At 68.8% G+C, this 25,691-nt stretch carries 24 protein-coding genes and 1 tRNA gene; 12 read left to right on the plus strand and 13 right to left on the minus strand.

Annotated features, from left to right (window positions below; translation table 11 throughout):
* The first annotated feature begins 36 nt into the window (after positions 1-36).
* The 6 genes from N4G63_RS13175 (at position 37) to N4G63_RS13200 (ending at position 6,549) form a co-directional block, all read left to right on the plus strand.
* On the plus strand, positions 37-2,829 hold the full coding sequence (locus N4G63_RS13175) for a nitrate reductase (protein WP_260785933.1): 2,793 nt from the start codon (positions 37-39) through the stop codon (positions 2,827-2,829).
* Positions 2,830-2,920: 91 nt separating this feature from the next.
* Positions 2,921-3,877 (plus strand): DNA-binding protein YbiB, encoded by a 957-nt coding sequence (gene ybiB / locus N4G63_RS13180; protein ID WP_260785934.1) that lies wholly within the window; start codon positions 2,921-2,923, stop codon positions 3,875-3,877.
* Positions 3,878-3,927: 50 nt separating this feature from the next.
* Positions 3,928-5,142: a BaiN/RdsA family NAD(P)/FAD-dependent oxidoreductase gene (locus N4G63_RS13185; protein WP_314599794.1), complete on the plus strand. Its 1,215-nt coding sequence runs from the start codon at positions 3,928-3,930 to the stop codon at positions 5,140-5,142.
* Positions 5,143-5,296: 154 nt separating this feature from the next.
* The gene (rpsU, locus tag N4G63_RS13190) at positions 5,297-5,509 is read left to right on the plus strand and encodes a 30S ribosomal protein S21 (protein WP_009551973.1); all 213 of its coding nucleotides are present in this window, start codon (positions 5,297-5,299) and stop codon (positions 5,507-5,509) included.
* 195 nt (positions 5,510-5,704) lie between these two features.
* Entirely contained in the window at positions 5,705-6,166 is a 462-nt protein-coding gene (locus N4G63_RS13195; protein ID WP_260785936.1) for a GatB/YqeY domain-containing protein, read from the plus strand.
* A 41-nt stretch (positions 6,167-6,207) separates the two neighbouring features.
* Positions 6,208-6,549 (plus strand): protein tyrosine phosphatase family protein, encoded by a 342-nt coding sequence (locus N4G63_RS13200; RefSeq protein WP_260785937.1) that lies wholly within the window; start codon positions 6,208-6,210, stop codon positions 6,547-6,549.
* Here the strand turns inward: N4G63_RS13200 and N4G63_RS13205 are convergent.
* From N4G63_RS13205 to N4G63_RS13255, 11 genes are all read right to left on the minus strand, one after another.
* Positions 6,546-7,685, minus strand: a complete 1,140-nt coding sequence (locus tag N4G63_RS13205) for a 5-methyltetrahydropteroyltriglutamate--homocysteine S-methyltransferase (protein WP_260785938.1) — start codon at positions 7,683-7,685, stop codon at positions 6,546-6,548. The two genes, N4G63_RS13200 and N4G63_RS13205, sit on opposite strands and share 4 nt — an antisense overlap.
* Positions 7,686-7,735: 50 nt before the next feature.
* On the minus strand, positions 7,736-8,470 hold the full coding sequence (locus N4G63_RS13210) for an ABC transporter ATP-binding protein (protein ID WP_260785939.1): 735 nt from the start codon (positions 8,468-8,470) through the stop codon (positions 7,736-7,738).
* Positions 8,460-9,227, minus strand: a complete 768-nt coding sequence (locus tag N4G63_RS13215) for an ABC transporter ATP-binding protein (protein WP_260785940.1) — start codon at positions 9,225-9,227, stop codon at positions 8,460-8,462. The genes N4G63_RS13210 and N4G63_RS13215 overlap by 11 nt, the downstream gene beginning before the upstream one ends.
* Before the next feature lie 85 nt (positions 9,228-9,312).
* On the minus strand, positions 9,313-10,290 hold the full coding sequence (locus N4G63_RS13220) for a branched-chain amino acid ABC transporter permease (RefSeq protein ID WP_260785941.1): 978 nt from the start codon (positions 10,288-10,290) through the stop codon (positions 9,313-9,315).
* Positions 10,287-11,180 (minus strand): branched-chain amino acid ABC transporter permease, encoded by an 894-nt coding sequence (locus tag N4G63_RS13225; RefSeq protein ID WP_260785942.1) that lies wholly within the window; start codon positions 11,178-11,180, stop codon positions 10,287-10,289. Before N4G63_RS13225 ends, N4G63_RS13220 begins: the two co-directional genes overlap by 4 nt.
* A 121-nt stretch (positions 11,181-11,301) precedes the next feature.
* Entirely contained in the window at positions 11,302-12,465 is a 1,164-nt protein-coding gene (locus tag N4G63_RS13230) for an ABC transporter substrate-binding protein (RefSeq protein ID WP_260785943.1), read from the minus strand.
* A gap of 158 nt (positions 12,466-12,623) precedes the next feature.
* A complete protein-coding gene (locus tag N4G63_RS13235) occupies positions 12,624-13,661 on the minus strand; it encodes a PDR/VanB family oxidoreductase (protein ID WP_260785944.1) in 1,038 nt (345 codons plus the stop codon).
* The gene (locus tag N4G63_RS13240) at positions 13,658-14,713 is read right to left on the minus strand and encodes a Rieske 2Fe-2S domain-containing protein (RefSeq protein ID WP_260785945.1); all 1,056 of its coding nucleotides are present in this window, start codon (positions 14,711-14,713) and stop codon (positions 13,658-13,660) included. Before N4G63_RS13240 ends, N4G63_RS13235 begins: the two co-directional genes overlap by 4 nt.
* Positions 14,714-14,862: 149 nt before the next feature.
* A complete protein-coding gene (locus N4G63_RS13245) occupies positions 14,863-15,375 on the minus strand; it encodes a MarR family winged helix-turn-helix transcriptional regulator (RefSeq protein WP_314599795.1) in 513 nt (170 codons plus the stop codon).
* A 42-nt stretch (positions 15,376-15,417) separates the two neighbouring features.
* A complete protein-coding gene (locus N4G63_RS13250) occupies positions 15,418-16,173 on the minus strand; it encodes a SapC family protein (RefSeq protein WP_260785946.1) in 756 nt (251 codons plus the stop codon).
* Position 16,174: 1 nt separating this feature from the next.
* Positions 16,175-17,485, minus strand: a complete 1,311-nt coding sequence (locus N4G63_RS13255; RefSeq protein WP_314599796.1) for a hemolysin family protein — start codon at positions 17,483-17,485, stop codon at positions 16,175-16,177.
* Positions 17,486-17,549: 64 nt separating this feature from the next.
* Between N4G63_RS13255 and N4G63_RS13260 the strand changes: the two genes are divergently transcribed.
* Positions 17,550-18,374: a symmetrical bis(5'-nucleosyl)-tetraphosphatase gene (locus N4G63_RS13260; protein WP_314599797.1), complete on the plus strand. Its 825-nt coding sequence runs from the start codon at positions 17,550-17,552 to the stop codon at positions 18,372-18,374.
* Positions 18,375-18,497: 123 nt separating this feature from the next.
* Here the strand turns inward: N4G63_RS13260 and N4G63_RS13265 are convergent, their stop codons facing one another.
* Positions 18,498-19,697 (minus strand): cation:proton antiporter, encoded by a 1,200-nt coding sequence (locus N4G63_RS13265; protein WP_314599798.1) that lies wholly within the window; start codon positions 19,695-19,697, stop codon positions 18,498-18,500.
* A gap of 248 nt (positions 19,698-19,945) precedes the next feature.
* On the opposite strand from N4G63_RS13265, the gene N4G63_RS13270 reads away from it, so the two are divergent.
* Together N4G63_RS13270 and N4G63_RS13275 are read left to right on the plus strand one after the other, a co-directional pair.
* Positions 19,946-20,569: a glycoside hydrolase family 19 protein gene (locus N4G63_RS13270; RefSeq protein ID WP_260785949.1), complete on the plus strand. Its 624-nt coding sequence runs from the start codon at positions 19,946-19,948 to the stop codon at positions 20,567-20,569.
* 83 nt (positions 20,570-20,652) lie between these two features.
* The gene (locus tag N4G63_RS13275) at positions 20,653-21,357 is read left to right on the plus strand and encodes a hypothetical protein (RefSeq protein WP_260785950.1); all 705 of its coding nucleotides are present in this window, start codon (positions 20,653-20,655) and stop codon (positions 21,355-21,357) included.
* Between the two features lie 76 nt (positions 21,358-21,433).
* On the opposite strand, the gene N4G63_RS13280 is transcribed toward N4G63_RS13275, so the two are convergent.
* Entirely contained in the window at positions 21,434-22,489 is a 1,056-nt protein-coding gene (locus N4G63_RS13280; RefSeq protein ID WP_260785951.1) for an endonuclease/exonuclease/phosphatase family protein, read from the minus strand.
* Between the two features lie 255 nt (positions 22,490-22,744).
* On the opposite strand from N4G63_RS13280, the gene N4G63_RS13285 reads away from it, so the two are divergent.
* The 3 genes from N4G63_RS13285 to N4G63_RS13295 all read left to right on the plus strand — a co-directional run bounded on the left by N4G63_RS13285 (position 22,745) and on the right by N4G63_RS13295 (position 25,285).
* A tRNA-Ser gene (locus N4G63_RS13285) sits at positions 22,745-22,832 on the plus strand.
* A gap of 498 nt (positions 22,833-23,330) precedes the next feature.
* Positions 23,331-24,239: a reverse transcriptase family protein gene (locus N4G63_RS13290; RefSeq protein ID WP_260785952.1), complete on the plus strand. Its 909-nt coding sequence runs from the start codon at positions 23,331-23,333 to the stop codon at positions 24,237-24,239.
* A gap of 311 nt (positions 24,240-24,550) precedes the next feature.
* Complete coding sequence (locus N4G63_RS13295) at positions 24,551-25,285, plus strand: retron Ec48 family effector membrane protein (RefSeq protein WP_260785953.1); 735 nt, start codon at positions 24,551-24,553, stop codon at positions 25,283-25,285.
* Positions 25,286-25,691: the final 406 nt, after the last annotated feature.

Genomic DNA, 25,691 nt, shown 5'->3' on the forward strand with positions numbered 1-25,691 from the left:
CGCCTGAGCCGCCCCTTCCCCGCCGCGAGACCCGCCATGAGCAGCAACCACAGCACCCGCAGCACCTGCCCCTATTGCGGCGTCGGCTGCGGCGTCATCATCGAGCGCCAGGGCGCGCAGATCACCGGCGTGCGCGGTGACCCCGAGCACCCGGCCAACTTCGGCCGCCTGTGCAGCAAGGGCAGCACCCTGCACCTCACCGCCAGCCCCGCCGTGCAGCAGCAGGCGCGCCTGCTGCAGCCGATGCAGCGCCTGAGCCGCGACGCCGCGCCACAGCCCAGCGACTGGGACACCGCCACCGGCGCCATCGCGCAGCAGCTGGCGCAGATCGTCGACACGCATGGCGCCGACGCGATCGGCATCTATGTCTCGGGCCAGCTGCTCACCGAGGACTACTACGTCTTCAACAAGCTGGCCAAGGGCCTGCTGGGCACCAACAACATCGACACCAACTCGCGCCTGTGCATGAGCAGCGCGGTGGCCGGCTACAAGGCCACGCTGGGCGCCGATGCGCCACCGGCCTGCTACGACGACCTGGCGCTGGCCGACACGGTGTTCGTCGCCGGCGCCAACCCGGCCTGGGCGCACCCAATCCTGTTCCGCCGGCTCGAAGACGCCCGCCAGGCCCGGCCCCAGCAGAAGCTCATCGTCGTTGACCCGCGCCGCACCGACACCGCGGCCGCCGCCGACCTGCACCTGCAGATCCTGCCGGGCAGCGACATCGCGCTGTTTCACGGCCTGCTGCACCTGATGCTGCGCGAGGGCTGGACCGACGCCCGCCACATCGCCGAGCACACCAGCGGCTTTGCCGCGCTGCAGGCCCGGGTGCAGGGCTTCACGCCCGACGAGACCGCGCGCCTCACCGGCGTGAGCCCGGCCGATCTGGCCACTGCCGCGCGCTGGTTTGCCAGTGCCGGGCGCACGCTCAGCCTGTACTGCCAGGGCCTGAACCAAAGCAGCAGCGGCACGGCCAAGAACGCCGCGCTGATCAACCTGCACCTGGCCAGCGGCCAGATCGGCAAGCCCGGCGCCGGCCCGTTCAGCCTGACCGGCCAGCCCAATGCCATGGGCGGGCGCGAGGTGGGCGGCCTGGCCAATCTGCTGTCGGCCCACCGCGACCTGGCCGACCCGCAGCACCGCGCCGAGGTGGCCGCGTTGTGGGGCGTGCCTGCGGTGCCGGCCACGCCGGGCAAGTCGGCGGTGGAGATGTTCGAGGCTGCCGCCGACGGCCGGATCAAGGCGCTGTGGATCGCCTGCACCAACCCGGCGCAGTCGATGCCCGACCTGAACCTGGTGCGCCGCGCACTGGCCCGCGCCGAGCTGGTGATCGTGCAGGAGGCCTTTGCCACCACCGCCACCGCCCGCCATGCCGACTGGCTGCTGCCGGCCACCACCTGGGGCGAGAAAGACGGCACCGTCACCAACAGCGAGCGGCGCATCAGCCGCGTGCAGCCGGCCGTGCCGGCCCCCGGCCAGGCGCGCCACGACTGGGTGATCGCCCGCGACATCGCCCTGGCCCTCGAGGCCCGGCTGCGCCCCGGCCAGCCCAGCCTGTTCAACTACCCCACGCCCGAGCGCGTGTGGTGCGAGCACCGCGAATCCACCCGCGGCCGCGACCTCGACATCACCGGCCTGAGTTACGCCGTGCTCGAGCAGCAGGGCCCGCAGCAGTGGCCCATGCCCGAAGGCGCCACGCAGGGCCGCGCACGGCTCTACGAAGACCACCGCTACGCCACGCCCGATGGCCGGGCGCGCTTCTTCGACACGCCCTTCGTGCCGCTGGCCGAGCCGCCCGATGCGCAATACCCGATCAGCCTGACCACCGGCCGCCTGCGCGACCAGTGGCACGGCATGAGCCGCACCGGCACGCTGGGCCGGCTGTTCGGCCATGCGCCCGAGCCGGTGGTCGACCTGCACCCGCAGGACATGGCGCGGCTGGCGCTGCAGCCGGGCGATCTGGTGGCGCTGCGCTCGCGCCGCGGCCGCCTGCTGCTGCCGGCCCAGGCCAGCGACACGGTGGCCCCCGGCCAGGCCCATGTGGCCATGCACTGGGGCGACGAGGTGCTGGGCGGCAGCAGCGACGGCGGCGCGGCCATGGCCGGCATCAACGGCCTGACCAGCAGCGCCTTCTGCCCGCGCAGCAAGCAGCCCGAGCTGAAGCACACCGCCGTGGCCATCGAACGGCAGGAGCTGCCCTGGCGCCTGCTGGCCGCCGCGTGGCTGGACGAGGCCCGCGCGCTGCAGCTGCGCCAGCAGCTCACCGCCTGGCTGCCGCGTTTTGCCTTTGCCAGCGTGGTGCCCTTTGGCCACGGCGGCCATGGCGTGCAGCTGCGCGCCGCCGCCCAGGCCGCACCCGCCCCCGAGCAGCTGGCCGAGCTGGAGGCGCTGTTCGGCCTGGGCGCCGACTGCCCCGACGCCCTGCGCTACGAGGACCGCCAGCGTGGCCAGCGTCGCGCCATGGCCCTGCGCCGCGATGGCGACGACCAGCGCCTGCAGGCCTTCGTGCTGGCCGGCCAGCTCAGCTCGCAGACCTGGGTCAGGGCCCTGCTGCACGAGCAGATGCCGGTGCAGGCCTATGGCCGCCTGCTGCTCAGCCCCAGCGCCACGCCGCCGGTGGCCATGGCCGCGCGCGGCGCCCAGGTGTGCACCTGCCTGAACATCAGCGAGCCGCAGATCGTGCAGGTGCTGGGCCGCTGCGAGGGCGCGCCGGCCGCCCGCCTGGCCCAGCTGCAGGGCGCGCTGCGCTGCGGCACGCAGTGCGGCTCGTGCGTGCCGCAGCTCAAGCGCCTGGTGGCGACCACACCGGTGCAGGCCAGCGCCACGGCTTGACCCTGCGCAGGCCGGGCCGCGCAAAGCACGGCAGCATTGCGGCCCGAAACTTGCGGTTCCTGACAGCAGGGACGACCCGGGAGACAAGCCAATGAGCATTGCGCAGTACATCAAGGAAATCGGCCGCGGCCCCGAGGGCTCGCGGCCGCTGGATGCCGCGCAGGCCAGCGATCTGTTCGGCCAGGTGCTCGATGGCCGGGTCAGCGACCTCGAGCTGGGCGCCTTCGCGCTGGCCATGCGCATGAAGGGCGAGACGGTGGACGAGCTGGTCGGCTTCTGCCAGGCGCTCGACGCCCGCGCGCTGCCGATCCCGGCCCTGGCCCCTGAGCGCCCGGTGGTGGTGATCCCCAGCATCAACGGCGCGCGCAAGCTGCCCAACCTGGTGCCGCTGCTGGCCATGCGCCTGGCGCAGGAAGGCGCGGCGGTGCTGGTGCACGGCCCGCGCGCCGACCCGGCACGCGTCACCAGCTGCGAGGTGTTCCAGGCCCTGGGGCTGCCGCCCTGCGACAGCGTGGCCGCGGTGCACGAGCGCTGGGCGCGCCACGAGCCGGCCTACATGGCCACCGATGTGCTGCACCCGGCCCTGCAGCGCCTGCTGGACGTGCGCCGCGTGGTCGGCGTGCGCAACTCGGGCCACACCGTGGCCAAGTTGCTGCAGCCGGTGCACGGCGCGCCGGTGCTGCGCGTCACCAGCTACACCCATCCCGAGTTCGGCGCGCTGATGTCGGCGCTGGCCGAGCGCACGGCGGCCGACATCATGGTGCTGCGCGGCACCGAGGGCGAGGCGGTGGCCGACCCGCGCCGCTGCCCGAAGATGGACACCTGGCTGGGCGGCCGCCCGATGCCCGAGTACTCGTGCCCGGCACAGGAAGGCGTGCTGGCCGAGCTGCCGATCCTGCCGCGCAGCAACGAGGCCGCCGCCACCGCCACCTATGTGCAGAGCGTGGTTGCCGGTGCCCAGCCCGCGCCGGCGCCGCTGGAGCAGCAGGTGGCCCTGCTGATGGCCGCGCTGAACCGCCTGAGCGCACCGCAGGCCCGCCGCGCCTGAACCCTGGGTGCCGCCGGCAGCCGGGCGCGGCGCCGCGATAATCCGGCCCCATGCACCGCGCCGATGCCATCGTCCTGGGGGCCGGCGCAGCCGGCCTGTTCTGTGCCGGCATGGCCGGTCAGCGCGGCCTGAAAGTGCTGCTGATCGACCATGCCGAGCGCGTGGCCGAGAAGATCCGCATCTCGGGTGGTGGCCGCTGCAACTTCACCAACCGCGAGGCCACGCCGGCGCAGTTTCTGTCGGCCAACCCGCATTTCTGCCGCTCGGCGCTGGCGCGCTACACACCGGCCGACTTCATCGACCTGGTCAAACGCCACGGCATCGCCTTCCACGAGAAGCACAAGGGCCAGCTGTTCTGCGACGACTCGGCCGAGCAGATCATCCAGATGCTGCTGGCCGAATGCAGCGCCGGCGCGGTGGAGCGCTGGCAGCCCTGCCGCGTGGCCGCCGTGCGCCAGGTGGCGGCCGGCTTCGAGCTCGACACCGAGCGCGGCCCGGTCAGCGCGCCGCAGCTGGTGATTGCCACCGGCGGCCTGCCGGTGCCCAAGATCGGTGCCAGCGACTTCGGCCTGCGCCTGGCCAGGCAGTTCGGTCTGCGCATCGTCGAGCCGCGCCCGGCCCTGGTGCCGCTGAGCTTCGACGCCGCAGCCTGGGCGCCGTTCTCGGCGCTGTCGGGCCTGTCGCTGGCGGTCGAGATCGGCACCGGTCGCGGCAAGGGCGCCGGGCGCTTTGTTGAAGACCTGCTGATCACCCATCGCGGCCTCAGCGGCCCGGCCGTGCTGCAGATCTCGAGCTACTGGCAGGCGGGCGAGCCGATCACGGTGAACCTGCTGCCCCAGCACGACATCGAGGCCGAACTGCGCCAGGCCAAGCTGAGCTCGCGCCGGCACCTGGGCAATGCCCTGGCCGACTGGCTGCCCCAGCGCCTGGCCGAGGCCTGGCTGACGCGGCTGGACCTGCCCGCCGACCGGCCGCTGCCCGAGCTGCGCGACCGCGACCTGGCACGTCTGGCCGAATCGCTGGCCCGCTGGTCGCTCATGCCCACCGGCACCGAAGGCTGGAAGAAGGCCGAGGTGATGGCCGGCGGTGTCGACACCCGCGACCTCGACTCGCGCAACCTGGCCGCGCGCGCGGTGCCGGGCCTGCACTTCATCGGCGAGGTGGTCGACGTGACCGGCTGGCTGGGCGGCTACAACTTCCAGTGGGCCTGGGCCAGTGGCGCGGCCTGTGCGCAGGCCTTGGAAAAAACTTCGATTTCAGAGTAGAATCGTCGTTTTGCTAGCAAACCGCGTGTCGATTCCCCGGCCTGGCACAAGACCGGAAGTGCCGCGCCAAGCCTGAGTTCTGCAGATTCGCAGGGTCAGGCAGGCAGGCCGAGCCAGGAACACCGAGCGCACTTATCAAGGATTCATCCGTTCGATGACTACGATTCGCGTCAAGGAAAACGAGCCCTTCGATGTCGCCCTGCGCCGCTTCAAGCGCACGATCGAGAAGCTGGGCCTGCTGACGGAACTTCGCGCCCGCGAGTTCTACGAAAAGCCCACTTCTGAGCGCAAGCGCAAGAAGGCTGCGGCCGTCAAGCGCCACTACAAGCGCGTGCGCAGCATGCAGCTGCCCAAGAAGCTGTACTGATCGCCGACGCGTAGAGTCCGCTTTCACAGACGCCCGCGCGGGACGCCGCTGCGGGCGTTTTGCATTGGGGCGCCCGCTTTCATCCGGGCGCCAGCCCAAGGCCGCCGGCGGCACGCTGCGCGCGCTTGGCCCGTCGCGCCGGCGGCGCTTGCGCCCCACCTCCTGCCCCTGACCCAAACCCCAGGAACCCTTGCCATGGCACTGAAAGACCAGATCACCGAGGACATGAAGGCCGCGATGCGCGCCAAGGATGCCGAGCGCCTGTCGGCCATCCGCATGCTGCTGGCCGCGATCAAGCAGCGCGAGGTCGACGAGCGCATCACGCTCGACGACGCCCAGGTGGTGGCCGTGGTCGACAAGCTGATCAAGCAGCGCAAGGATTCGATCGCCGCCTACCAGGGCGCCGGCCGCGAGGACCTGGCCGCCAAGGAGCAGGCCGAGCTGAGCGTGCTGCAGGCCTACCTGCCCGCGCGCATGGGCGCCGAGGAGATCACCGCTGCCGTGACCGCCATCGTGGACGGCCTGGGTGGCGCCGCCAGCCTGGGCCCGGGCGACATGGGCAAGGTGATGGCGGCCGCCAAGGCCCAGCTGGCCGGCAAGGCCGACATGGGTCAGGTTTCGGCCGCCGTCAAGGCGGCACTGGCGCCGGCGAAGTAAGCTCGGCGCATCGCCCCACCCTGCCCCCGGCCAGAACCACCATGACGCTCCCGATCCGCTCCGTGACCGATCAATTTGCCGTGGCCCCGCAGCTCATGCCCGAAGCCATGGCCGAGGTGGCCGCCGCGGGCTTCAAGTCGGTGGTCTGCAACCGGCCCGATTTCGAGCATGGGCCCGACCAGCCGACCAGCGCCGCGGTGCAGGCCGCGGCCGAAGCCGCCGGCCTGCAGTACCGCCATCTGCCGGTGGCCGGTGGCTACCAGTCGCCCGAAGAGATCGCGGCCTTCAAGCAGCTGCTGGCCGAGCTGCCCGGCCCGGTGCTGGCGTTCTGCCGCTCCGGCGCCCGCGCCGAGAAGCTCTACGTGCAGGCGCGCTTCGGTTAGGCCCAGACCTCGCGCGCCGTCTCGACCACCAGGCGCAGCTTGTTGCGCTGGTCTTCCACGGCGATGTTGTTGCCGTGCACCGTGCTGCTGAAGCCGCACTGCGGGCTCAAGGCCAGCTGCTCGAGGGGCGCGTACTGCGCGGCCTCGTCGATGCGGCGCTTGAGCGCGTCCTTGCTCTCCATGGCGCCGAACTTGGTGGTCACCAGGCCCAGCACCACCAGCTTGCCCTTGCTCAGGTAGCGCAGCGGGCGGAAATCGCCCGAGCGGTCGTCGTCGTACTCCAGAAAGAACGCGTCGAGCTTCATCTCCGACAGCAGGGCCTCGGCCACCGGCTCGTAGTTGCCGGCCGCGGCGTGCGTGCTCTTGAAGTTGCCGCGGCACAGGTGCATGGCCAGCGTCATGCCGGCCGGCTTGTGGGCCACCACCTTGTTGATGAACTGCGCGTAGCGGTGCGGCAGCTCGTTGGGGTCGTCACCGCGCTGGCGGGCGGCCTCGCGCATCTTCTCGTCGCACAGGTAGGCCAGGTTGGTGTCGTCCATCTGCACATAGGTGCAGCCGGCGTCGGCCAGGCTCTGCAGCTCGTCGCCATAGGCCTTGGCCACGTCGTCGTAGAAGGCCGGGTCGAGCTCGGGATAGGCCTCGCGGCTGATGCCGGCGCGGCCACCGCGAAAGTGCAGCATGGTGGGTGACGGAATGGTCACCTTGGGCGTCAGCGCACCCTGCGGCTGCAGGCCGAGAGCCGCCACCTGGGCCTTCAGGTACTCGAAGTCGGCCAGCTGGATGTTCTTGGCATGGCGCACCTTGTCGATCACGCGGATCACCGGGGGCGCCAGCTCTTCGGTGCCATCGGCGCGCTTCACGGTCACCGGGATGTCGGTCTTGACGCCGCCCAGCTGCTCGAGGAAGTCGATGTGGAAGTAGGTACGGCGGAACTCACCATCGGTGATGCTCTGCAGGCCCACGTCGGCCTGGAACTTCACGATCTCGGTGATGGCGCGGTCTTCCACCGCGCGCAGCTGCTCGGCCGTGATGGCCTTCTTGACGAAGAACTGCTCGCGTGCCTCCAGCAGGTACTGGGGGCGCAGAAAGCTGCCGACATGGTCGGCGCGAAACGGCGGCGTGGTGCGCAGGGTCATCGAGTGGCTCCTCTGGGGCGGGGTGATGGGGGGATTGAGGCGGGCGGCGCTCAATGCGCGGCCACGCCCAGCCAGGTGTCGAGCGGCGACGGATCGGCCAGCAGGGCCTCGCTTTCGGCGCGGTAGGCGATGCCGCCGCGGTCGAGCACGATGGCGTCGTCGGTGACGCCCAGCACCATGTGCGGGTGCTGCTCGACAACGATGGACGACAGCCCCTCCTCGCGGGCCACGCGGCGGATGGCGCGCAGCAGCTCTTCGATGATGATCGGCGCCAGGCCTTCCAGCGGCTCATCCAGCAGCAGCAGCCGCGGGTTGAGCACCAGCGCGCGGCCAAAGGCCAGCATCTGCTGCTCGCCACCCGACAGCTGGGTGCCCAGGTTCTTCTTGCGCTCGGCCAGGCGTGGAAACAGGCGGTACACGCGCTCGGCCGTCCACGGCCCGGGCCGCGCCACGGCGCTGAGGTTCTCGTCGACGCTGAGCGACTTGAAGATGTTGCGCTCCTGCGGCACCCAGCCGATGCCGCCACCGGCCACCGCGGCGCGCTGGTGCACCGGCAGGCCGTGGATGGCCTGGCCGGCCAGCGTGATGCGCCCGGCATGGCGGCGGGTGACGCCCACCAGGGTGTCGATCAGCGTGGTCTTGCCGGTGCCGTTGCGGCCCAGCAGCGCCAGTGAGCGGCCGGCGGCCAGCGAGAAGCTCACATCGGTGAGCACCACGCCATCGCCATGGCCGCAGGTGAGGCCCTGCACATCCAGCAGCAGCGGCGCGCCGTGTTCAGTGGCCATCACGCACCCCCGCCATCGAATCGCCCAGGTACACCGCGCGCACCTGCGGATCGGCGGCAATCTCGGCCGGCGTGCCCTCGGTGAGCACGGTGCCGTTGACCAGCACCGTGAGCCGGCTGGCGAAGCTGAAGACCAGGTCCATGTCGTGTTCGATCAGCACCACCGACACATCGGCCGGCAGCGCGGCCACGGTGTCCAGGATGTCCTGCCGCTCGGCAGCAGGCACGCCGGCGGCGGGCTCGTCGAGCAGCAGCACGCTGGGCTTTTGCGCCACGGCCAGCGCAATCTCGAGCAGCCGGCGCTTGCCGTACGGCAGCTCGCGGGTCAGGCGCCCGGCATGCTCGGCCAGGCGAAACTGCGCCAGCAGCGCCTCGCACTCGGCCGCCACGGCGGCGTTGCGGCCCAGCGGCCGCCACCAGCGGTGGGCCTGGCCTTCGCGGCTGCTCACCGCCAGCGCCAGGCTCTGCAGCGGCGTGAGCTCGCCGAACAGCTGGCTGATCTGAAAGGTGCGCACCAGGCCCAGGCCCACGCGCTTGTGCGGCGCCAGGTGGGTGATGTCGCGTTGGCCCAGCCATACCCGGCCCTCGGTGGGCGGCATCACGCCGGTGAGCTGGTTGATCAGCGTGGTCTTGCCTGCCCCGTTGGGCCCGATCAGCGCATGGCGCGCGCCGCGCGTGATGCTGAGCGAGACCTTGTTGGTGGCGGTGATGCCGCCAAAGCGCTTGACCAGGCCGTCGGTGCGCAATACGACCGTCATGACTGCCCCTCGCTCGCGGGGTACCGCAAGCGATCCCCCGAGGGGATGCGGGCCGGCTTGGGAGCGGCCCGGCGCTCGGCCCGCTTCATCGCGCGCCCTCCTTCTTCTTCGATTTGAACCAGCGCTGCGGCCGGAACAGCCGGTCGCGCCCCACCAGCATCAGCACCACCAGGAACAGGCCGATCCAGAAGGTCCAGTACTGGGCGGTGAACGACGAGATCACGTCGTGCATCACCTTGAAGGCCACCGCCCCCACCAGCCCGCCCCACAGCCAGCCGGCGCCGCCGATCACCAGGGCCAGCATGACATCGGCGCTGCGATGAAACTCGAGCACGTCCAGCGAGGCAAAGCCGGTGGTCTGGGCCAGCAGCGCGCCGGCCGTGCCGGCCAGCGCCGCGGCCAGCGTGTACACCGCTGCCAGGCGACCGTTGACGCTCATGCCCAGCGCCATCACCCGCAGCCGGTTGTCGCGCAGCGCCTGCAGCGACACGCCCAGCGGCGAGTGCACCATGCGCCGCAGCAGCACGAAGGCCACGAACAGGCAACCCAGCGAGTAGAACGACGCCACGCGCGCCCCCAGGTCGAAGTCGAAATGCCCCAGCAAGGGCCCCATCACCACGCCCTGCAGGCCGTCGGCGCCACCGGTGAGGCTGTCGAACTTGTTGGCCAGTTCCAGCAGCACCAGGGCCACGCCCATGGTCACCATCAGGCGGGTCAGGTCGGTGCCCCGCACGATCATCGGGCTGGTCAGCAGGCCCAGCGCACCGCCCAGCGCCGTGCCCACCAGCAGGCCCAGCAGCGGGTCGGGCATCACATGCTTGGCAAACAGCGCCGCGCCATAGGCCCCCACGCCGAAGAACGCGGCATGGCCCAGGCTGACGATGCCGGCATAGCCCAGGATCAGGTCCAGGCTCAGCGCAAACAGCGCCAGGATGGCGATCTCGTTGATCAGCGCGGCATGCTGGCCCAGCAGCAGCGGCGTGGCCCAGATCGCGGCCCACAGCGCCACTTCCCAGGGGCGCCAGCGCGCGGGCTTGAGCAACAGCGAGGCAGCCTGGCTCATTTGCGACCCTCGCGCGAGAACAGGCCCTGCGGCCGCCACAACAGGATAGCGATCATCAGCACATAGACGATGAAGGCGCCCAGCTTGGGCAGGTAGTACTTGCCCATCACATCGGCAATGCCCAGCACCAGCGCGGCGGCCAGCGGCCCGGTGATGGAGCTGGTGCCGCCCACCGCGCAGACGATCAGAAAGTAGACCATGTACTTCAGCGGAAAGCTCGGGTCCAGGCCCATCAGGTCGGCGCCCAGCGCGCCACCCAGGCCGGCCAGGCCCGAGCCCACGGCAAAGGTCAGCAGAAACACGCGGTCGACCGGAATGCCCAGGCCGGCGGCCACGCGCGGGTCGTCCACCGCGGCGCGCAGCCGGCTGCCGAAGCGCGTGCCGGCCAGCACCGCCTGCAGGCCCACGGCGAGCGCCACGCACACCGCCACGATGAACAGGCGGTAGGCGCCCATGCCCAGGGTCAGCGCGCCCAAACCTGACCCGACAGCGAACTCGAAGCGCTGGCGCAGCCACTCGGGAAACTGCGCGCTGGGCACGTTCTGCGGCGAGCTGCCCATGAAGAAGTCGACCGCCGCCACGGCCATGAAGGTCAGGCCGATGGAGAACAGCACCTGATCGAGGTGCGGCTTGCCGTACATCGGCCGGTAGACCGTGCGCTCCAGCAGCGCGCCAGCCGCGGCGGTGATCACGAAGGCCGCCGGCAGGCAGGCCAGAAAGGGCCAGCCCGCGCGCTGCATCAGCAGCACCAGGATGTAGCCGCCGGCCATCGCGAAGGCGCCGTGGGCCAGGTTGATGAAGTTCATCAAGCCCATGGTCACGGCCAGGCCGAGCGACAGCACGAACAGCAGCATGCCGTAGGCAATGCCGTCGAAAAGTAAAGTCAACATGACGACGTCGGCACGCGGAAAGCCAAAACCCAGCGGACGCCGCGGATCCGGCTCTGCCGGGCCGCTGGGGTCGCCCCCCCTTCATGAAGGGGGGGAGCGGCGTTGGCCGCTCCAGGGGGGATCACTTTGATTTCCCGGGGTCCTTGACCTGCTTCTGCACATCGAACTCGATGTTCCACAGCTGGCCGTCCTTGCGCTCGACCTTGCGGATGTAGATGTCCTGCACGATGTCGCGGGTCTGCGCGTCGATCAGCACCGGGCCGCGCGGGCTCTCGAAGATCTGGCCCTTCATGGCATTGAGCAGGGCCTCGCCGCCGGCGCCCTTGGTGGCCTCGAGCGCCTTGAAGATCACGCGCATGCCGTCGTAGCCGCCCACGGCCATGAAGTTGGGGCGGAACTTGGCGGCGGCCTGGAAATCGGCCACGAACTTCTTGTTCGCCGCGCTCGGGTGGGCGGCCGAGTAGTGGTGGGCGTTGACCACGCCCAGCGCCACGTCGCCCATGTCGTTGAGCTGGTCGTCGTCGGTCACGTCGCCGGTGCCGATCAGCCGGATGCCGGCCTTGTCGAGCCCGCGCTCGCCGAACTGCTTCATGAACTGCGCGCCCTGGCCCGAGGGCAGAAACACGAACAGCGCATCGGGTTGCGCATCACGCACCTTCTGCAGCACCGGTGCAAAGTCGGGGCCGCGCAGCGGCGTGCGCAGCTTCTCGACCACCACCCCGCCATTGAGCTGGAACTGGCTGGCAAAGAACTTCTCGGCGTCGTTGCCCGGGCCGTAGTCGGCCACCAGGCTGACCACCTTGCGGATCTTGTTCTTGGCCGCCCACTCGGCAATGGCGGTGGCGGCCTGCGGCAGCGTGAAGCTCGAGCGCACGATGTACGGGCTGGCCTCGGTGATGCTGGAGGTGGCGGCGGCCATCACCACCATCGGCGTCTTGCTCTGCGTGGCGATCGGCGCGGTGGCCAGGGCCAGCGGCGTCAGGCCAAAGCCGGCCAGGGCCACCACCTTGTCGTTGACCACCAGCTCCTGCGCCAGGCGGCGCGTGGTGTCGGCCACGCCGGCGTCGTCCTTGATGATCACCTCCACCTTCTTGCCGCCGGCCTTGCCGCCGCTTTGCGCCAGCCACAGCTTGATGGCGGCGTCGATCTGCTTGCCGGTGGTGGCCGAGGGGCCGGTCATCGGCAGGATCACGCCGACTTTCACGGTGTCTTGCGCCTGGGCGCCAGCACTGGCCAGCACCAGTGCACTGGCGGCCAGCGTGAGCAGATGTTGTCGTCGGGTCATGGCATTCGTCTCCAGAAGGTCGAGGGGCGGCGCGCGGCGCGTGCGCGGGTCGTGCGGCATTGTGCTGACGCGCGGGCCCGGGTGTTCCCCGCACAAGCCCGCACCGCAAAGCGTGGGCCGAAACTAGCAGTTATCGCGTCACGGCATGGCCATCGGCATCACAGGTCGAGCGTCAGCTCGGCGCTCAGCGCGCGCGAGCAGCAGGGCAGAAACTGGTCGTTGGCGGCCTGCTCCTCGGGCGTGAGGTACTGGTCGCGATGTTCCGGCACGCCGGCCACCACCGGGGTCAGGCAGGTGCCGCACACACCTTGTTCGCACGAGGTCATCACCGACACACCGGCGGCGGCCAGTGCCTGCACGGCGGTCTGGCCCGCGGCCACCGGCACCACGCGGCCGCTGCGTGTCAGGCGCAGCGAGAAGCTGCCGTCGGCCGCCAGCGCTGCGGCGGCATCCGGCGCCGGCGCGGCCGGGCCGAAACGCTCAAGGTGCAGCTGCGCCTCGGGCCAGCCGGCGGCGCGCGCGGCGGCCAGCGCGGCGTCGATGAAGCCGCGCGGCCCGCACAGGTAGACCTGAACGCCCGGCTGCGGCGCGGCCAGCAGTGCGGGCAGGTCCAGGCGCTGCGCGGCCGCGCCATCGTCCAGGTGCAGCCGCACCTGCGCGGCATAGGGAGCGGCGGCCAGGCGCGCCGCAAAGGCCAGCCGCGCGCGGCTGCGGGCGGCCACATGCAGCGTGAAGCTGCCGCCCTGCCGGTGCAGGTGCTCGGCCATGGCCAGCAAGGGCGTGATGCCGATGCCGCCGGCCAGCAGCAGGCTGTGCCGGGCGCCCGGCTGCAGCGCAAACAGGTTGCGCGGCAGGCCCACGGTGATCGGCTGCCCCTCGGCCAGCAGCTCGTGCACGGCGGCCGAACCGCCGCGCGAGGCCGGCTCGCGCAGCACGGCCAGCTGCCAGCGCGAGGTGTCGGCCGGGTCGCTGCACAGCGAATACGGCCGCATCAGCCCGCCCGGCAGGTGCAGATCGATGTGCGCGCCGGCCGTGAAGGCCGGCAGCGCGCAAGCATCGGCGGCCACCAGCTCGAGCCCGCAGATGCCCTCGGCCTCGGCCCATCGGCGCGCAATGCGAAGCTGCAGCGTGCCCGCTGAGGGCGCTCCAGGCGGTGCCTGGCGGTCGTCGCCCGGGCGGTGGCCTGGCGGGTTCATGCGGCCGCCTGCTGCCGCGCGGGCGCCACCTGCTCGGCCGCGAGCAGCCGCTCCAGCACGCGGCGGGCCTGCACGCCGCCGGCGTCGATGTTGAGCTTGAGCAGGTCGCGCCCCGGCCAGTGCAGCAGGTTGGCCTGCTGGCGCTCGAGCATCTCGAGATCCTCGCTGAAGATCCTGCCCTGCCCGTCGCGGATGCTGGCGGTGAGCGCCTTGTCGCGCACATTGAAGCTGCGCGCCATGCCCCAGAAGTAGTGGATCGAGGTCGCGGTCTCGGGCGTGATGAAGTCGACCACGATGGACGACACCTTGTGCTCGGGTGCGGCCTCGTAGCCGCCCTTGCCGGCCAGCGCCACGCCCACCTCGATCAGCACATGGCTGGGCGGCGTGAAGTGGCAGATCTGCCAGCGGTCCACCAACTGGTCGTCGGGCAGGTGGGCACCGCGCAGCGCCATCTTCCAGAACGGCGGCGGCTCGATGCCGAACATGCGCCGCTCGGTGATCACATGCTCGCCCTCGGTGCGCGTGGTGCACGGGGTTTCGTCGATCTCCTTCTGGCCGATGCTGGTGGCGTGCACATAGGTCTCGTGCGTCAGGTCCATCAGGTTGTCGACCATCAGCCGGTAGTCACAGGCGATGTGGTACCGGCCGCCGCCATAGGCCCAGTCGGGGCTGTCGGCCCAGAAACAGTCGTGGATGGCGGCCGGATCGGCCAGCGCCGCATCGCCCGGCCACACCCACACGAAACCATGGCGCTCCACCACCGGGTAGCTGCGCACCGGCGGAAAGCCGCGCACGCGCTGGCCCGGCATCGCGATGGTCTTGCCGTTGCAGCCCATCTCCAGCCCGTGGTAGCCGCAGACCAGCCGGCCCTCGACCACCCGGCCCAGCGACAGCGGCGCGCCGCGGTGCGGGCACCAGTCGTCCAGCGCCGCCACCTGCCCCTGCTCGCCGCGGTAGAACACGACGGGCTGGCCGCAGATGCGCCGGCCCAGTGGCTTGGCGTCGATCTCGTCGGGCGTGCAGGCCACGTACCAGGCGTTCATGGGGAACATGCGGAGGCTCCTATATTCAGCATACTGAATGATATTCAGTATACGGAATATAGGCCGAGCCTGACCCCGGTCAAACCCGAGCACGGCTTCGAACCGCGGCCGGGCCAGGCTGCGCCAGGCCGTGCCGCGCGCTGCGCCGTGCCGCCGGATCAGTCGGCCGGCGATGCGCGCAGCGGCGCCCTGCTCTGCGCGTTGTTGAGCTGCACAAACTTGCCCAGCAGGCGCATGAACTCGGCGCGCTCGGCCGTATCCAGCCCGGCCAGCATCTGCGAGTTCATCGCGTGCAGCGCCGGCACCAGGCGGTCGAGCACGGCCTGCCCTTCGGCGGTGAGCGACAGCGCACGCTGTCGGCGCGGCAGCACCTCGCGCAGGACCCAGCCCTTGGTCTCGAGCCGGGCGGCGATGTCGGCGGTGCTCGAGTTGTCGAGCGCCACCTCGCGCGCCAGCGTCACCTGGTCGATGCCCGGGCGCTCCTGCAGCATGCGCAGCACGGCGTACTGCACCGGCGTCACATCGCGGCCGATGGCCTCGGCAAACATCGCCACGGCGATCTGCTGCGCGCGGCGGATCAGGTGGCCGGGCTGGGCATACAGCTCCAGATCCAGCGGGGTGCGCGGCGCGGCGTCCGGGGGGGCGGGCGCCGCGGCGTCAGCCGGCTTCATCGACGCGTGCGCCGCGTTCAAGCGCCGCGTTCAAGCGCCAGATCAGGCCGTGGCCGGGGCGGCCGTGCCGAAGCGCTCGACGTACCACTCCACCAGGCGCGTCATGTTGCCCAGCGAGATCTGGTGCGCGTGGATCAGGCCCATCACGCCGTTCTTGTTCATGGCCAGCAGGTCGGCGTCCGACAGCGCGGCCAGCTTGTCGGCGTCGACGGTCAGGAAGCCGTCCACCGCCAGCTTGCTGCCGTCGGGCAGCGTGGCGTCGAAGCGCATGTCGCGCAGCAGGCCCTTCTCGACCAGCAGGTTGCCCACCGCCCGGGTGCGCTCGACCTCGACCTCGAAGTTCTCGAGCTGCTTTTGCACATTGGCCACGAACTCGGTGGGGCCGCCGTCGGCGTTGAACAGCGTCTCGCCGCTGGTGCCGAAGCCGCCCCAGGTCTCGTCGAAGCACACCACCATCTGGTCGGGCGCCACGCGGGCCAGGCCAAAGGGGTACAGGCGCAGCGCTGCGGGCACGTAGCGCACGCGCCACTTGTCGTTGTCGATGCACAGGTTCTGCTCGGCCTTCAGGCCGAACACGGCAATCGGCGCCACCAGCTGCTTGCCGGCTTCGTCGTTGCCGGCATGCACCCACACCACCGGGTACTCGCGGCAGGCATCACCGAACTCGGTGCCGGCCACGAAAAAGGCGTTGAGCTTGCCCACCGTGCCGAGGTCGCGGTGCTGCAGGTCGAGCTTCAGATCCTTGTGCTTGACACGGTCCAGCGCCACCGGCTTCTTGTGCAGGTTCTCGTTGATCATCTCAGTCTCGTCTTTCGGTTTCGGATTGTTCGGTGCGTGACACCAGCACCTTGTCGACACGCTTGCCGTCGAGATCCACCACCTCGAAGCGCCAAACGTCCCATTGCACCACATCGGCCGTGCGCGGCAGGCGCCCCAGCAGCAGCATGATCATGCCGGCCAGCGTGTTGTAGCGGCCGCGGTCTTCCTCGGGCAGATCACGCAATTCGAGCCGGTCTTTCAGCTCGGGCACCGGGATCAGTCCGTCCATCAGCCAGCTGCCGTCGGGGCGGCGCACGGCCCAGGCGTCGTCGTCGCTGGGCGCACCGAACTCGCCGGTGATGGCCTCCAGCACGTCGCGCACCGTGATCACACCCTGCACCGCGCCGTATTCGTCGACCACGAACACCAGCTCGACGCCCGAGGCGCGAAAGTGATCCAGCAGCTCCATGCCCGACAGGGTTTCAGGCACGAACACTGGCGGCTGCATCAGCGCGGCCAGGTCGGGCGACTCGCCGCGCGCCAGCGAGGGCAGCAGGTGCTGGGCCTCGAGCAGGCCGACCACGTCGTCCAGGCCGCCGCGGCACACCGGGTAGCGCGAGTGGCCCTGCTCGTGCATGCGCGCCAGCAGATCGGGCAGCGGCGCGTTGATCTCGAGCCAGCTGATCTCGGCGCGCGGAATCATCATCGAGCCGACCTGGCGCTCATCGAGCCGGAACACGTTGCGCACCATCTGGTGCTCCTGCGCCTCGATCACGCCGGCGTCCAGGCCTTCTTCCAGGCTGGCGGCGATCTCTTCTTCGGTGACGGCGCGGCTGGGCGTCTCGCGGATGCCCAGCAGGCGCAGCATGCCTTCGGTGCACACCGACAGCAGGGCCACGAAGGGCCGCGTGGCGGCCGACAGCCATTCCATCGGCGGCGCCACCAGCGCGGCCACGCGCTCGGGGTACATCTGGCCCAGGCGCTTGGGCACCAGCTCGCCGAAGATGATGCTCAGGAAGGTGATCACCACCACCACCAGCGCGGTGGCGCTGATCTGCGCCGCACCCGGGCTGATCAGCGGCAGCCACCCGCGGATCTGCGTGGCCAGCGGCCCCGAGAACGCCGCATCACCGACGATGCCGTTCAACACGCCGATCGAGGTGATGCCGATCTGCACTGTGGACAGGTACTTGGTCGGGTTGTCGTGCAGGTCCATCGCGGCGCTGGCACCGCGCTCGCCGGCCTCCACCATCACCGTCAGCCGCGCCTTGCGCGAGGCCGACAAGGCCATCTCCGACATGGCGAACAAGGCGTTCAGCAGGATCAGGAAGACCAGTAGCGCAACGTCCATGGCAGCGCCAGCCACGGGCGCAACGGGCAGTCAAACAAGCGGCGGAGCGTAGCAGAATCGTGTGATGCACTATCTCATCGGCGACCTGCAAGGCTGCTGCGACGCGTTCGACCGCCTGCTCGAGGCGATCGACTTCTCGCCCTCGCGCGATTCGCTGCATGTGCTGGGCGACCTGGTCAACCGCGGCCCGGCCTCGCTGGCCACGCTGCAGCGCCTGCACACGCTGGGCAATGCCGCCCGCTGCCTGCTGGGCAACCATGATCTGCACCTGCTGGCGGTGGCCGAGGGCGTGCGCCCGCTGCACAAGAGCGACACCCTGCGCCAGGTGCTGATGAGCCCGCAGCGCGACGCCTGGCTCGACTGGCTGCGCCAGCACTGCCTGCTGGCCGACCAGGCCCATGGCTGGCTGCTGGTGCACGCCGGGGTGGCGCCGCAATGGGATGCGGCCCAAACCATGGCCCTGGCGGCCGAGGTGCAGGCCCTGCTGGCCGGGCCCGACCTGCCGGGCTTTCTGCGCGTGATGTACGGCAACGAGCCGGCGCGCTGGCATCCCGGCCTGGCCGGGCCCGAGCGCTGGCGCTTCGTGATCAATGTGCTGACCCGCATGCGCTTTTGCGCCGCCGACGGCACGCTCGACTTCAAGACCAAGGACAACGCCGACGCCGCACCGCCCGGCCTGATGCCCTGGTTCGAGGTGCCGGGCCGGCGCACCACCGGCCAGCCGGTGGCTTTTGGCCACTGGAGCACCCTGGGCCTGCGCAACCAGCCCGACCTGCTGGCGCTGGACACCGGCTGCGTGTGGGGCGGCGCCCTCACCGCGGTGCGCGTGGACGGCGGCCGGCGCGAGGTGTTCCAGGTGGCCTGTGAACAGGCGCAGGCCCCGGGTTGAACCGGGGCACCCGGCGCCGCGGGTACGCGACGCCACCCGCCAGGCGGGTTGGCGGGCCGGCTTGGGAGCGGCCCGGCGCTCGGCCCGCTGGACGGGGCACCCGGCTGCCCGCTGCGACGACCTCTAGGCGCGGCGCCCCAGCAACTGCGGCATCCGCGCCAGCATCGGCTTGACCACCGGCGTGGTGAGCATGGTGCTGCCCACGGCCATCAACAGCAGCGCGGTGAAGCTGTTGGCGGTGATGACCTGCTTGTCGAGCAGGATGTTGGCAAAGATGATCATGATCAGCGCCTTGGTCTGCAGCAGCCAGCCGATCACCGAGGCCTCGCCGGGCGCCCAGCCCAGCAGACGGCCGGCCAGGCGCAGGCCGGCCAGTTTGCCGGCCACCGACACCGCCAGCAGCAGCGCCGCCGCGGCAAACACCGCCGCCCCGCCCACGCCCCACTGGGTGCGCAGCCCGGTCGACAGAAAGAACACCGGCATCGCCACCAGCAGCACATGGTGGCGCAGCAGGTCCATCTGCTTTTGCTCGAACCAGTGCGCGTCCAGCACCGCGCCGGCCAGAAACGCACCCACCATGTAGTGCAGGCCCGACCAGTCTGCGCCCAGGCCGCACACGGCCAGCCAGATCAGGGCCACATACCAGCGGTCCATCGCCGGCAGGCGCTGCATCAGCGCACGCAGGGCCAGCGCGGCCAGCGCAAAGGCGGCCAGAAAGGCCAGCTGCCGGCCCACGCGGGTCCAGTCCATCAGGATCAGCGCCAGCACGGCCCAGATGGCCACGTCATCGAGGCTGGCGTAGCGCAGGATGCGCTGACCCAGCGGCAGGCGCAGGATCTCCAGCTTCTCCATCAGCAGGATCAGGATCGGCAGCGCGGTCACCGCGCAGGCCATGCCCAGGCCCAGCACGAACTGCCAGGGCTGCGCAGCCGGCCCCATCCAGCCCGGCCACAGCAGCAGCAGCAAGGCCGCCGCGCTGCCAAACACCAGCGGCACGCCCAGCGCCAGGCTGGCGGTGATGCCGCTTTCGCGCCGGTGCTGCCAGGCGGCACGCAGGTCGAGCTCGATGCCGGCAATGAACACGAACAGCATCACCGCCCACCAGGCCAGGCCGTTGAGCGCGCCGATCACGGCCGGGTTGAAGACGAACCCGTAGTACTCGGGAAAGGCCGCGCCCAGCACGCCCGGCCCGAGCGCGATGCCGGTCAGGATCTGCACCACCACCAGCGGTGCCCAGTGGTCGGTGCGGCCCACGCGCCACAGCAGGTAGGGCACGCTGAAGATGATCGCCATGGCGATCAGGTAGATCTCGGTGGTGTTCACGGCAGTTGCGCAGTCAAGGCCGCGGGCAGACAGCGCCCGGGCGGCGCGCAGTGTGACATGCCCCGCCGGAGTGCCCGCCGCTTGTCAATCCCAGGGCTGACGCTGCCGCCCCGGCTGTGGACGCGTGGCAGCGCCGGCCCGGCGGCATCCCCAATTGAAACCTTGTGCCCCCCAGGTGCGGCGCCTACGCTGCGCAGCCGGTGTTTACACATCGACACGTGTTGACGCCCTAACCCGAGGAACACACCATGATCACCGCCGAGAAGCTGCAGAAGTTCGCGCCCAACATCAAGGACGCCGCCACGCACGCCGCCGCCCTGGAGAAGGCCCGCCTTGAAAGCACGGTGGACAATGTGCGCCGCCTGTGCGCCTTTCTCGGCCAGATCTCGGTCGAGACCGGCGGCTTCACGCTGATGGAAGAAAACATGAACTACCGCAACCCCGAACGCCTGGACGCGCTGTTCTCCAAGGTCAAGGGTGTCGAGGACGCCAAGGCGCTGATCGCCAAGGGCCCGCAGGCCATTGCCAACCGGGTGTACGGTGGCCGCGCCGACCTGGGCAATGGCGACGAGGCCAGCGGCGACGGCTGGCGCTTTCGCGGCTCGGGCTACAAGCAGCTGACCGGCCGCTACAACTACCGCGAGATGGGCAAGCTGGTGAGCCTCGACCTCGAGAACAACCCCGACTGGGTGCGCGTGAACCCCACCGCGGCCCAGGTGGCCTTTGCCTTCTGGGACACCAAGAAGTGCTCGCCGCTGGCCGACACCGGCGACATCGAGGCCATCACCGCGCTGGTCAACGGCCCGGCCAAGCTGGCCCTGCCCGAGCGCCGCGCCGCCACGGCCCGCGCGCTCGACATCTGGATGGCCTGATGCAAGCAGCGCGCGGCATCCCCCGGCTTGAGGTTTCCGGCGGCCCGCGGCCGACGCCGCGGCTGGCTGCCACGCTGGCCGCGATGCTGCCTGCGCTGCCTGCGCTGCCTGCGCTGCTGGCCAGCATCTGGCTGGCGGCCACGCCGGCCCGCCTGGCGGCCGCCGAGCGGCCGATCCTGCCCACCAAGGCTGGCTCGGCCGCGGGCTTTGTGCCCGCCGGCTGGCAGATCGCCCAGCAGGCCGCGCCCGACCTCAACCGCGACGGCCGCGCCGACGCCGTGCTGCTGCTGCAGCCCGATGCGCCGCCCGCCGCGCCAGGCACCGGCCGCTCGCCCGAGCGGCTGCTGCTGGTGCTGCTGCAGCAGCGCGACGGCTGGGCCCTGCTGCAGCACAACGACCAGCTGGTGCCGCAGGTGGATCTGGCCACGCAGGAAGACCCGCTGATCAACGGCGAACTGCTGGCCGGCAAGGCCGGCAGCTTCAGCCTCTCGCTCGGCTTTGCCAGCAGCGCCGGCTCGTATTCATCGGCCATGCAGACCTACCGCTTCCGGCTCGACGGCCGCTGCGTGCGCCTGATCGGCCACGACCAGCTGCAAACCCACCGCGGCACGCTGGACACGCGCGACACCAGCATCAACTTCCTCACCGGCGCGGTGCTGCACACGCTGGGCAATGCCCAGACCGATGCCAGCACCCGCCAGCGGGCCCGCCTGGCCAGCAACCCGCGCCGCTGCCTGGCCGATCTGGGCAGCGCGCTGGCGTTCGAGCCGCTGGGCCCGGGGCGCTGACGCCCCCCGGCGCGGCGCCTTGGCGGGCGCTCACCGGGGATGGCCGGCCCCGGCACCGCCAGCCCGCGCCCGGCCCTCAGGCCGCCAGCAACTGGGCCAGGTAGGCATCGGCATCGTCGATGTCGAACTCGATCCACATCGGCAGGTGATCGCTCATGCGGTAGGTGCGCCAGTCGCGAAAGCTGCGCCCCGGCCTGGCGGCCCGCTCGGCCTCGTACAGGGCCGCATCGGCCTCGCGGTACACCTGCTCGAAAAAATCGAACACGCCGGCCGCGCCGGTGGGCCGCATGGCCTGCAGCGTGTTGAACACCGCGATCTGGTCGTAGTGCTTGTTGCGGGTGACGTTGGAGCCCGGGATGGCCTGCAGCGGCGGCGGCACGTTGAAACCGGCCAGGTTGATGGCGGCCATCGTGGCATCACTGCGGTCGAAGATGTTGAAGTCGCCCAGCAGCAGCAGGTTGTCGCGCTTCGGCTTGTCATCGGGCGCGTACAGCGGCGCACCCGAGAACTTGGGCGAGTGCCGGGCGATCGTGCGGGCCAGCGCGATGATCTCTTCCAGCCGCCGGGGATCGAGCGCGGTGTCGGTGCCGTAGTAGATGTGCACCGTGACCAGCGTGAAGTAGGCCCAGCCGGCACGAAAGGTGGCGATGTAGGGCGAGCGCGCCAGCTGGCGCGGCTCGCCCAGCGCGGCATCGGCCTGGGCCTCGGAGCGGGGCAGCACCAGCTCGGCCGCCAGCCCGGTGAACGCAACCTTGCTGCGGTCGAACACGAAGGCCATGCGCTCGGCATTGCCCGAGCGGCCCAGCGTGACATCGGTGACCAGATACTCCCAGCCGGCGCCCAGCAGGCGCACCAGGCGCTGCAGCGCGTAGAGGCTGTCGCGCACCTCCTGCACCGCGATCAGGTCGAAGCGGCTGGCCACCTCGGCCAGGTAGAAATAGCACTCCTCGCTGCGCGGGCCGTAGCGCGTGGCATCGAACTCGCGCAGGTTCCAGGTGGCCATCAGCAGGCGCTGCGCGCTGCGCGGCGGCACCTCGGCAGCCAGCGCTACGCGCAGGCGCTGCAGACCCTGCACGGTGCGGCGGCGCACCGCCCCATCGGTGATGCGGCGCAGATCGGCATAGTGGGGCATCGACGGGCTCCCGCGGAGCCTTGACCAGCCCCGGCTGGGCCGACGCTAAGGCGCAGGCCGCACAGCGTCCATCCCCATGCCGGCTGGCCCGTACCCAGGCGGGCTGAGCGGGCGGGTTGCTGCCGTCCACACGCCGCGCGACCGCCCCACTTCCGCCACGCCATCGGGCCGCCCCGGCATGCGCCCGGGCACCAGGCCAGTGCTGGCACAATCCGCCCGGCTCCGGCCCCGCCACGGGGCCCCGGCAGACACCGCGGAGGCTTGGGGGAGTGGTTTAACCCAGCAGTCTTGAAAACTGCCGGCCCGCAAGGGCCCGTGAGTTCGAATCTCACAGCCTCCGCCAGCGCTCCTGCAAAATCGCGCGGTCCGGGTCGATTTTGTGCGCTTACCCATCATAGAACCCAACGACCATCGAATGGTTGGCTGGGGGTTGCCTGAGCGCATTACGCAACCAGATTGCTGCGGCGCGAAGGTCCAATTCGCGAGCCTACAAGACGGCTGGCAATCGCCCCCCAACTCGGACAGGCGATCGCACCACTGCTGGGCTCTTGACGAGTGCGCCCAACCAAGTATCCTTCTAGGTGCGCGGGTGAATCGCCCGCTCGCCGCAGTCGACTTTCAAGGTTGTTGGGTAAGTCTGGAAACAGACGCCGGCAGGTTCCATCAGAACGAGCCGGCACTCGGGTAGGGGGGTCTGAGACCGTCCGTCTCTTCGCCCCGAAGAGAGTTTGTCGCAGGGTTCGGCCATGGGAGGCATGGCAGCTACCAACGACTTGTCGATGAAGGTGACACGCCTTTCTGCGCCCTACTGTATGGGCTGGCCGAACCACTTTGATTTTCTTTGACTGGAAGCTTAGCGTTGGTTGCTGCAAGACTGCATCCTGAAAAGGTATCTAGCGAGTCGATCGCCGATTTTCCAGCCCTCTGCAAAGCCCTAGATATCGAAGAGTCGGACTTTGCTACAGCGCTTGCTCTAAGCGCTGATCAGCGGTACCACAGCAGTGAGGTGCCGAAGCGTGACGGGTCATCGCGCACCGTTCACAACCCACATTTTCTAATCCGAAGGATTCAGCGCAGAATCAATGCGCGCATCTTCGCACGCTCATCCGTCGTAAAGTGGCCAGATTATGTCTTTGGCTCCGTGCCAAATGACAGCGACCCAAACAGCACGCTAGGCTCTAGAGACTACGTCAATTGCGCCCGCCAGCACTGCGGTAACAAAAGCATCCTTTCAGTCGACATCAAAGACTTTTTTGACAATATTCATAGAGATTTAGTCACGGCAATCTTCAGCGATTTTCTCAAGTACCCTCTGCCTGTATCAGAGGTCTTAGCAGACATCTGCTGCAAGAGTGAAAGTATTATCCAAGGTGCGCTGACCTCAAGCTATATCGCTACTCTCTGTTTGTTCAGAACCGAAGGCCATCTTGTTAAGAAGCTGCAGCACAAAGGCTTAGTTTATACCCGCCTAGTTGACGACATCAAAGTATCCAGCCGGGTCGCAGGGTATGACTTCAATTATGCGCTTCGCCAACTGGAGCAGCTTACCAGTGACGCCGGATTGCCACTAAATCTACAGAAAACCAAGATCCAGCATGCTGGCATGGCGCCGCTGATGGTTCATGGGCTGCGCGTAGATTTTGGCGAACCACGGCTACCGCCGGACGAGCCCAAAAGAATTCGAGCCTCTGTCAAGAATCTGGAACTTCTTGCGGCGGGCCCTGGCTATCGAGCCATCCCGCGCGTATAGAAAGGACTTTAACCGGTGCATGGGCCGTGTTAACAAATTGCAGCGCGTCAGCCATAGCCAATATCCTGTCCTGTTGGAAAGAATGCGAAAAATACTCCCGCTTCCATCACATAAGGACATTGATCGCGCGCAGCGTTTGATTGAGCGACTCAGGCGAGATTTCGAAACCAAACCAAAGTACAAGGATAGCCTTTGGTTCTATAAAAGGTATTACGTCGCAAGCGAGCGACTAGGAATTCTGAAGCGCTCATTTCCGAAGAAGGCGGAAGATTTGCGCAAATTGCTCCGCCCAATGCGCCCATCCAAGCACTATGAATAAAGTGATCGAGCGAATCAATGAGACTCCGCGGGGAATTTTTGGATTGGGTTTAGCCATTTCCATCGTACTCATCTCCGGCCTTGGAGGCGCTATCGCAGTATTCCTATCAACCATAGTTGAGAGCGACCTTTACAGGCTGCCGGTCTGCCTTACGAATGAGTGCGCTAAAGATTTTCTTGGGAAGACCGACCAAGCCTTCATCATTGCCAAAGCTACAATAGACTTCGCTGTAGGCATCGCGACTACAGGCGGAATATTCGTTGCGTTGCTTAGCTACTTCAATACTGCGGGAAACGCCGCGCTAGCAAATCATATCGGGCATCTCAAGGTGTTTAGCGACTACCTTGACTCCGAAATCAAGAAGCGGGATCGGCTTGCATCGAAGCACATCGATACGCTCCTGTTGTACGCAAGCATATTTGATCAATCCAGAGGTGGGAAAACTTCAATCTCGCCCAGGTACCATGAATTCATCCGTACGCTCAATAATCTCATTGAGGAATCCAACGCCAGGTCGGTAGTTGGAACACCTGGCGGATTCAGTTATAACCTGCATCAACGACGAATGCGCGACCATATGTTAACTGTCGGCATAACAGTCTACCTCGCGCCTCGCGTTGACTACTTGGAGATGGAAGATCAGATATTCTCACTGATCAACCGGATCAACCAATCGTTCTGCGCAGCAGGCGTGTTACCAATGCTTGCCGAACGCAAGTATCGATAATTCATCACAAGACGAAGAGTCGATCCCTCCACTGGGATTGACGCCTGTCATGCTCGGCTGCACTCGCCCTAGTGACTGCGCTCTTGACTACGACGTGATAGCACGATTCAGGAGTTGTACGTTCTGACCCACCGGGCCAGGACGGCTCACACATGGCTCCGAGATATATCCACAGAATTGTGATCCAGATTCATAATTGACTCATATCTTCTGAGCCAATCGGGCAACCATGGCCCACATTGCCTACCTCCGGGTTTCGACCGCGAATCAGTCTGTTGATTCCCAGCGCCACGCACTGCTACAGGCCACAGCCAGCGCGACCCCGGAAATCGACGCGCTCGGTTCGGCGCAGGCGGCTAGAACCTTGGCCTTGATATCGGAACTGTGGCGCAGCCGATGACCGGAA

The sequence above is a fragment of the Aquabacterium sp. OR-4 genome, assembly GCF_025290835.2.
GTDB lineage: Bacteria > Pseudomonadota > Gammaproteobacteria > Burkholderiales > Burkholderiaceae_C > Pseudaquabacterium.

Bases quoted from the DNA above. Each gene is read 5' to 3' on its own strand.
- N4G63_RS13255 (WP_314599796.1), bottom strand. From the start codon at position 17,485: ATGGACGTTGCGCTACTGGTCTTCCTGATCCTGCTGAACGCCTTGTTC.
- N4G63_RS13250 (WP_260785946.1), bottom strand. From the start codon at position 16,173: ATGATCAACGAGAACCTGCACAAGAAGCCGGTGGCGCTGGACCGTGTC.
- N4G63_RS13185 (WP_314599794.1), top strand. From the start codon at position 3,928: ATGCACCGCGCCGATGCCATCGTCCTGGGGGCCGGCGCAGCCGGCCTG.
- N4G63_RS13195 (WP_260785936.1), top strand. From the start codon at position 5,705: ATGGCACTGAAAGACCAGATCACCGAGGACATGAAGGCCGCGATGCGC.
- N4G63_RS13225 (WP_260785942.1), bottom strand. From the start codon at position 11,180: ATGTTGACTTTACTTTTCGACGGCATTGCCTACGGCATGCTGCTGTTC.
- N4G63_RS13220 (WP_260785941.1), bottom strand. From the start codon at position 10,290: ATGAGCCAGGCTGCCTCGCTGTTGCTCAAGCCCGCGCGCTGGCGCCCC.
- N4G63_RS13240 (WP_260785945.1), bottom strand. From the start codon at position 14,713: ATGTTCCCCATGAACGCCTGGTACGTGGCCTGCACGCCCGACGAGATC.
- rpsU (WP_009551973.1), top strand. From the start codon at position 5,297: ATGACTACGATTCGCGTCAAGGAAAACGAGCCCTTCGATGTCGCCCTG.
- N4G63_RS13235 (WP_260785944.1), bottom strand. From the start codon at position 13,661: ATGAACCCGCCAGGCCACCGCCCGGGCGACGACCGCCAGGCACCGCCT.
- N4G63_RS13230 (WP_260785943.1), bottom strand. From the start codon at position 12,465: ATGACCCGACGACAACATCTGCTCACGCTGGCCGCCAGTGCACTGGTG.
- N4G63_RS13215 (WP_260785940.1), bottom strand. From the start codon at position 9,227: ATGACGGTCGTATTGCGCACCGACGGCCTGGTCAAGCGCTTTGGCGGC.
- N4G63_RS13280 (WP_260785951.1), bottom strand. From the start codon at position 22,489: ATGCCCCACTATGCCGATCTGCGCCGCATCACCGATGGGGCGGTGCGC.
- N4G63_RS13245 (WP_314599795.1), bottom strand. From the start codon at position 15,375: ATGAAGCCGGCTGACGCCGCGGCGCCCGCCCCCCCGGACGCCGCGCCG.
- N4G63_RS13205 (WP_260785938.1), bottom strand. From the start codon at position 7,685: ATGACCCTGCGCACCACGCCGCCGTTTCGCGCCGACCATGTCGGCAGC.
- ybiB (WP_260785934.1), top strand. From the start codon at position 2,921: ATGAGCATTGCGCAGTACATCAAGGAAATCGGCCGCGGCCCCGAGGGC.
- N4G63_RS13260 (WP_314599797.1), top strand. From the start codon at position 17,550: ATGCACTATCTCATCGGCGACCTGCAAGGCTGCTGCGACGCGTTCGAC.
- N4G63_RS13210 (WP_260785939.1), bottom strand. From the start codon at position 8,470: ATGGCCACTGAACACGGCGCGCCGCTGCTGCTGGATGTGCAGGGCCTC.
- N4G63_RS13275 (WP_260785950.1), top strand. From the start codon at position 20,653: ATGCTGCCTGCGCTGCCTGCGCTGCCTGCGCTGCTGGCCAGCATCTGG.
- N4G63_RS13295 (WP_260785953.1), top strand. From the start codon at position 24,551: ATGAATAAAGTGATCGAGCGAATCAATGAGACTCCGCGGGGAATTTTT.
- N4G63_RS13175 (WP_260785933.1), top strand. From the start codon at position 37: ATGAGCAGCAACCACAGCACCCGCAGCACCTGCCCCTATTGCGGCGTC.
- N4G63_RS13270 (WP_260785949.1), top strand. From the start codon at position 19,946: ATGATCACCGCCGAGAAGCTGCAGAAGTTCGCGCCCAACATCAAGGAC.
- N4G63_RS13200 (WP_260785937.1), top strand. From the start codon at position 6,208: ATGACGCTCCCGATCCGCTCCGTGACCGATCAATTTGCCGTGGCCCCG.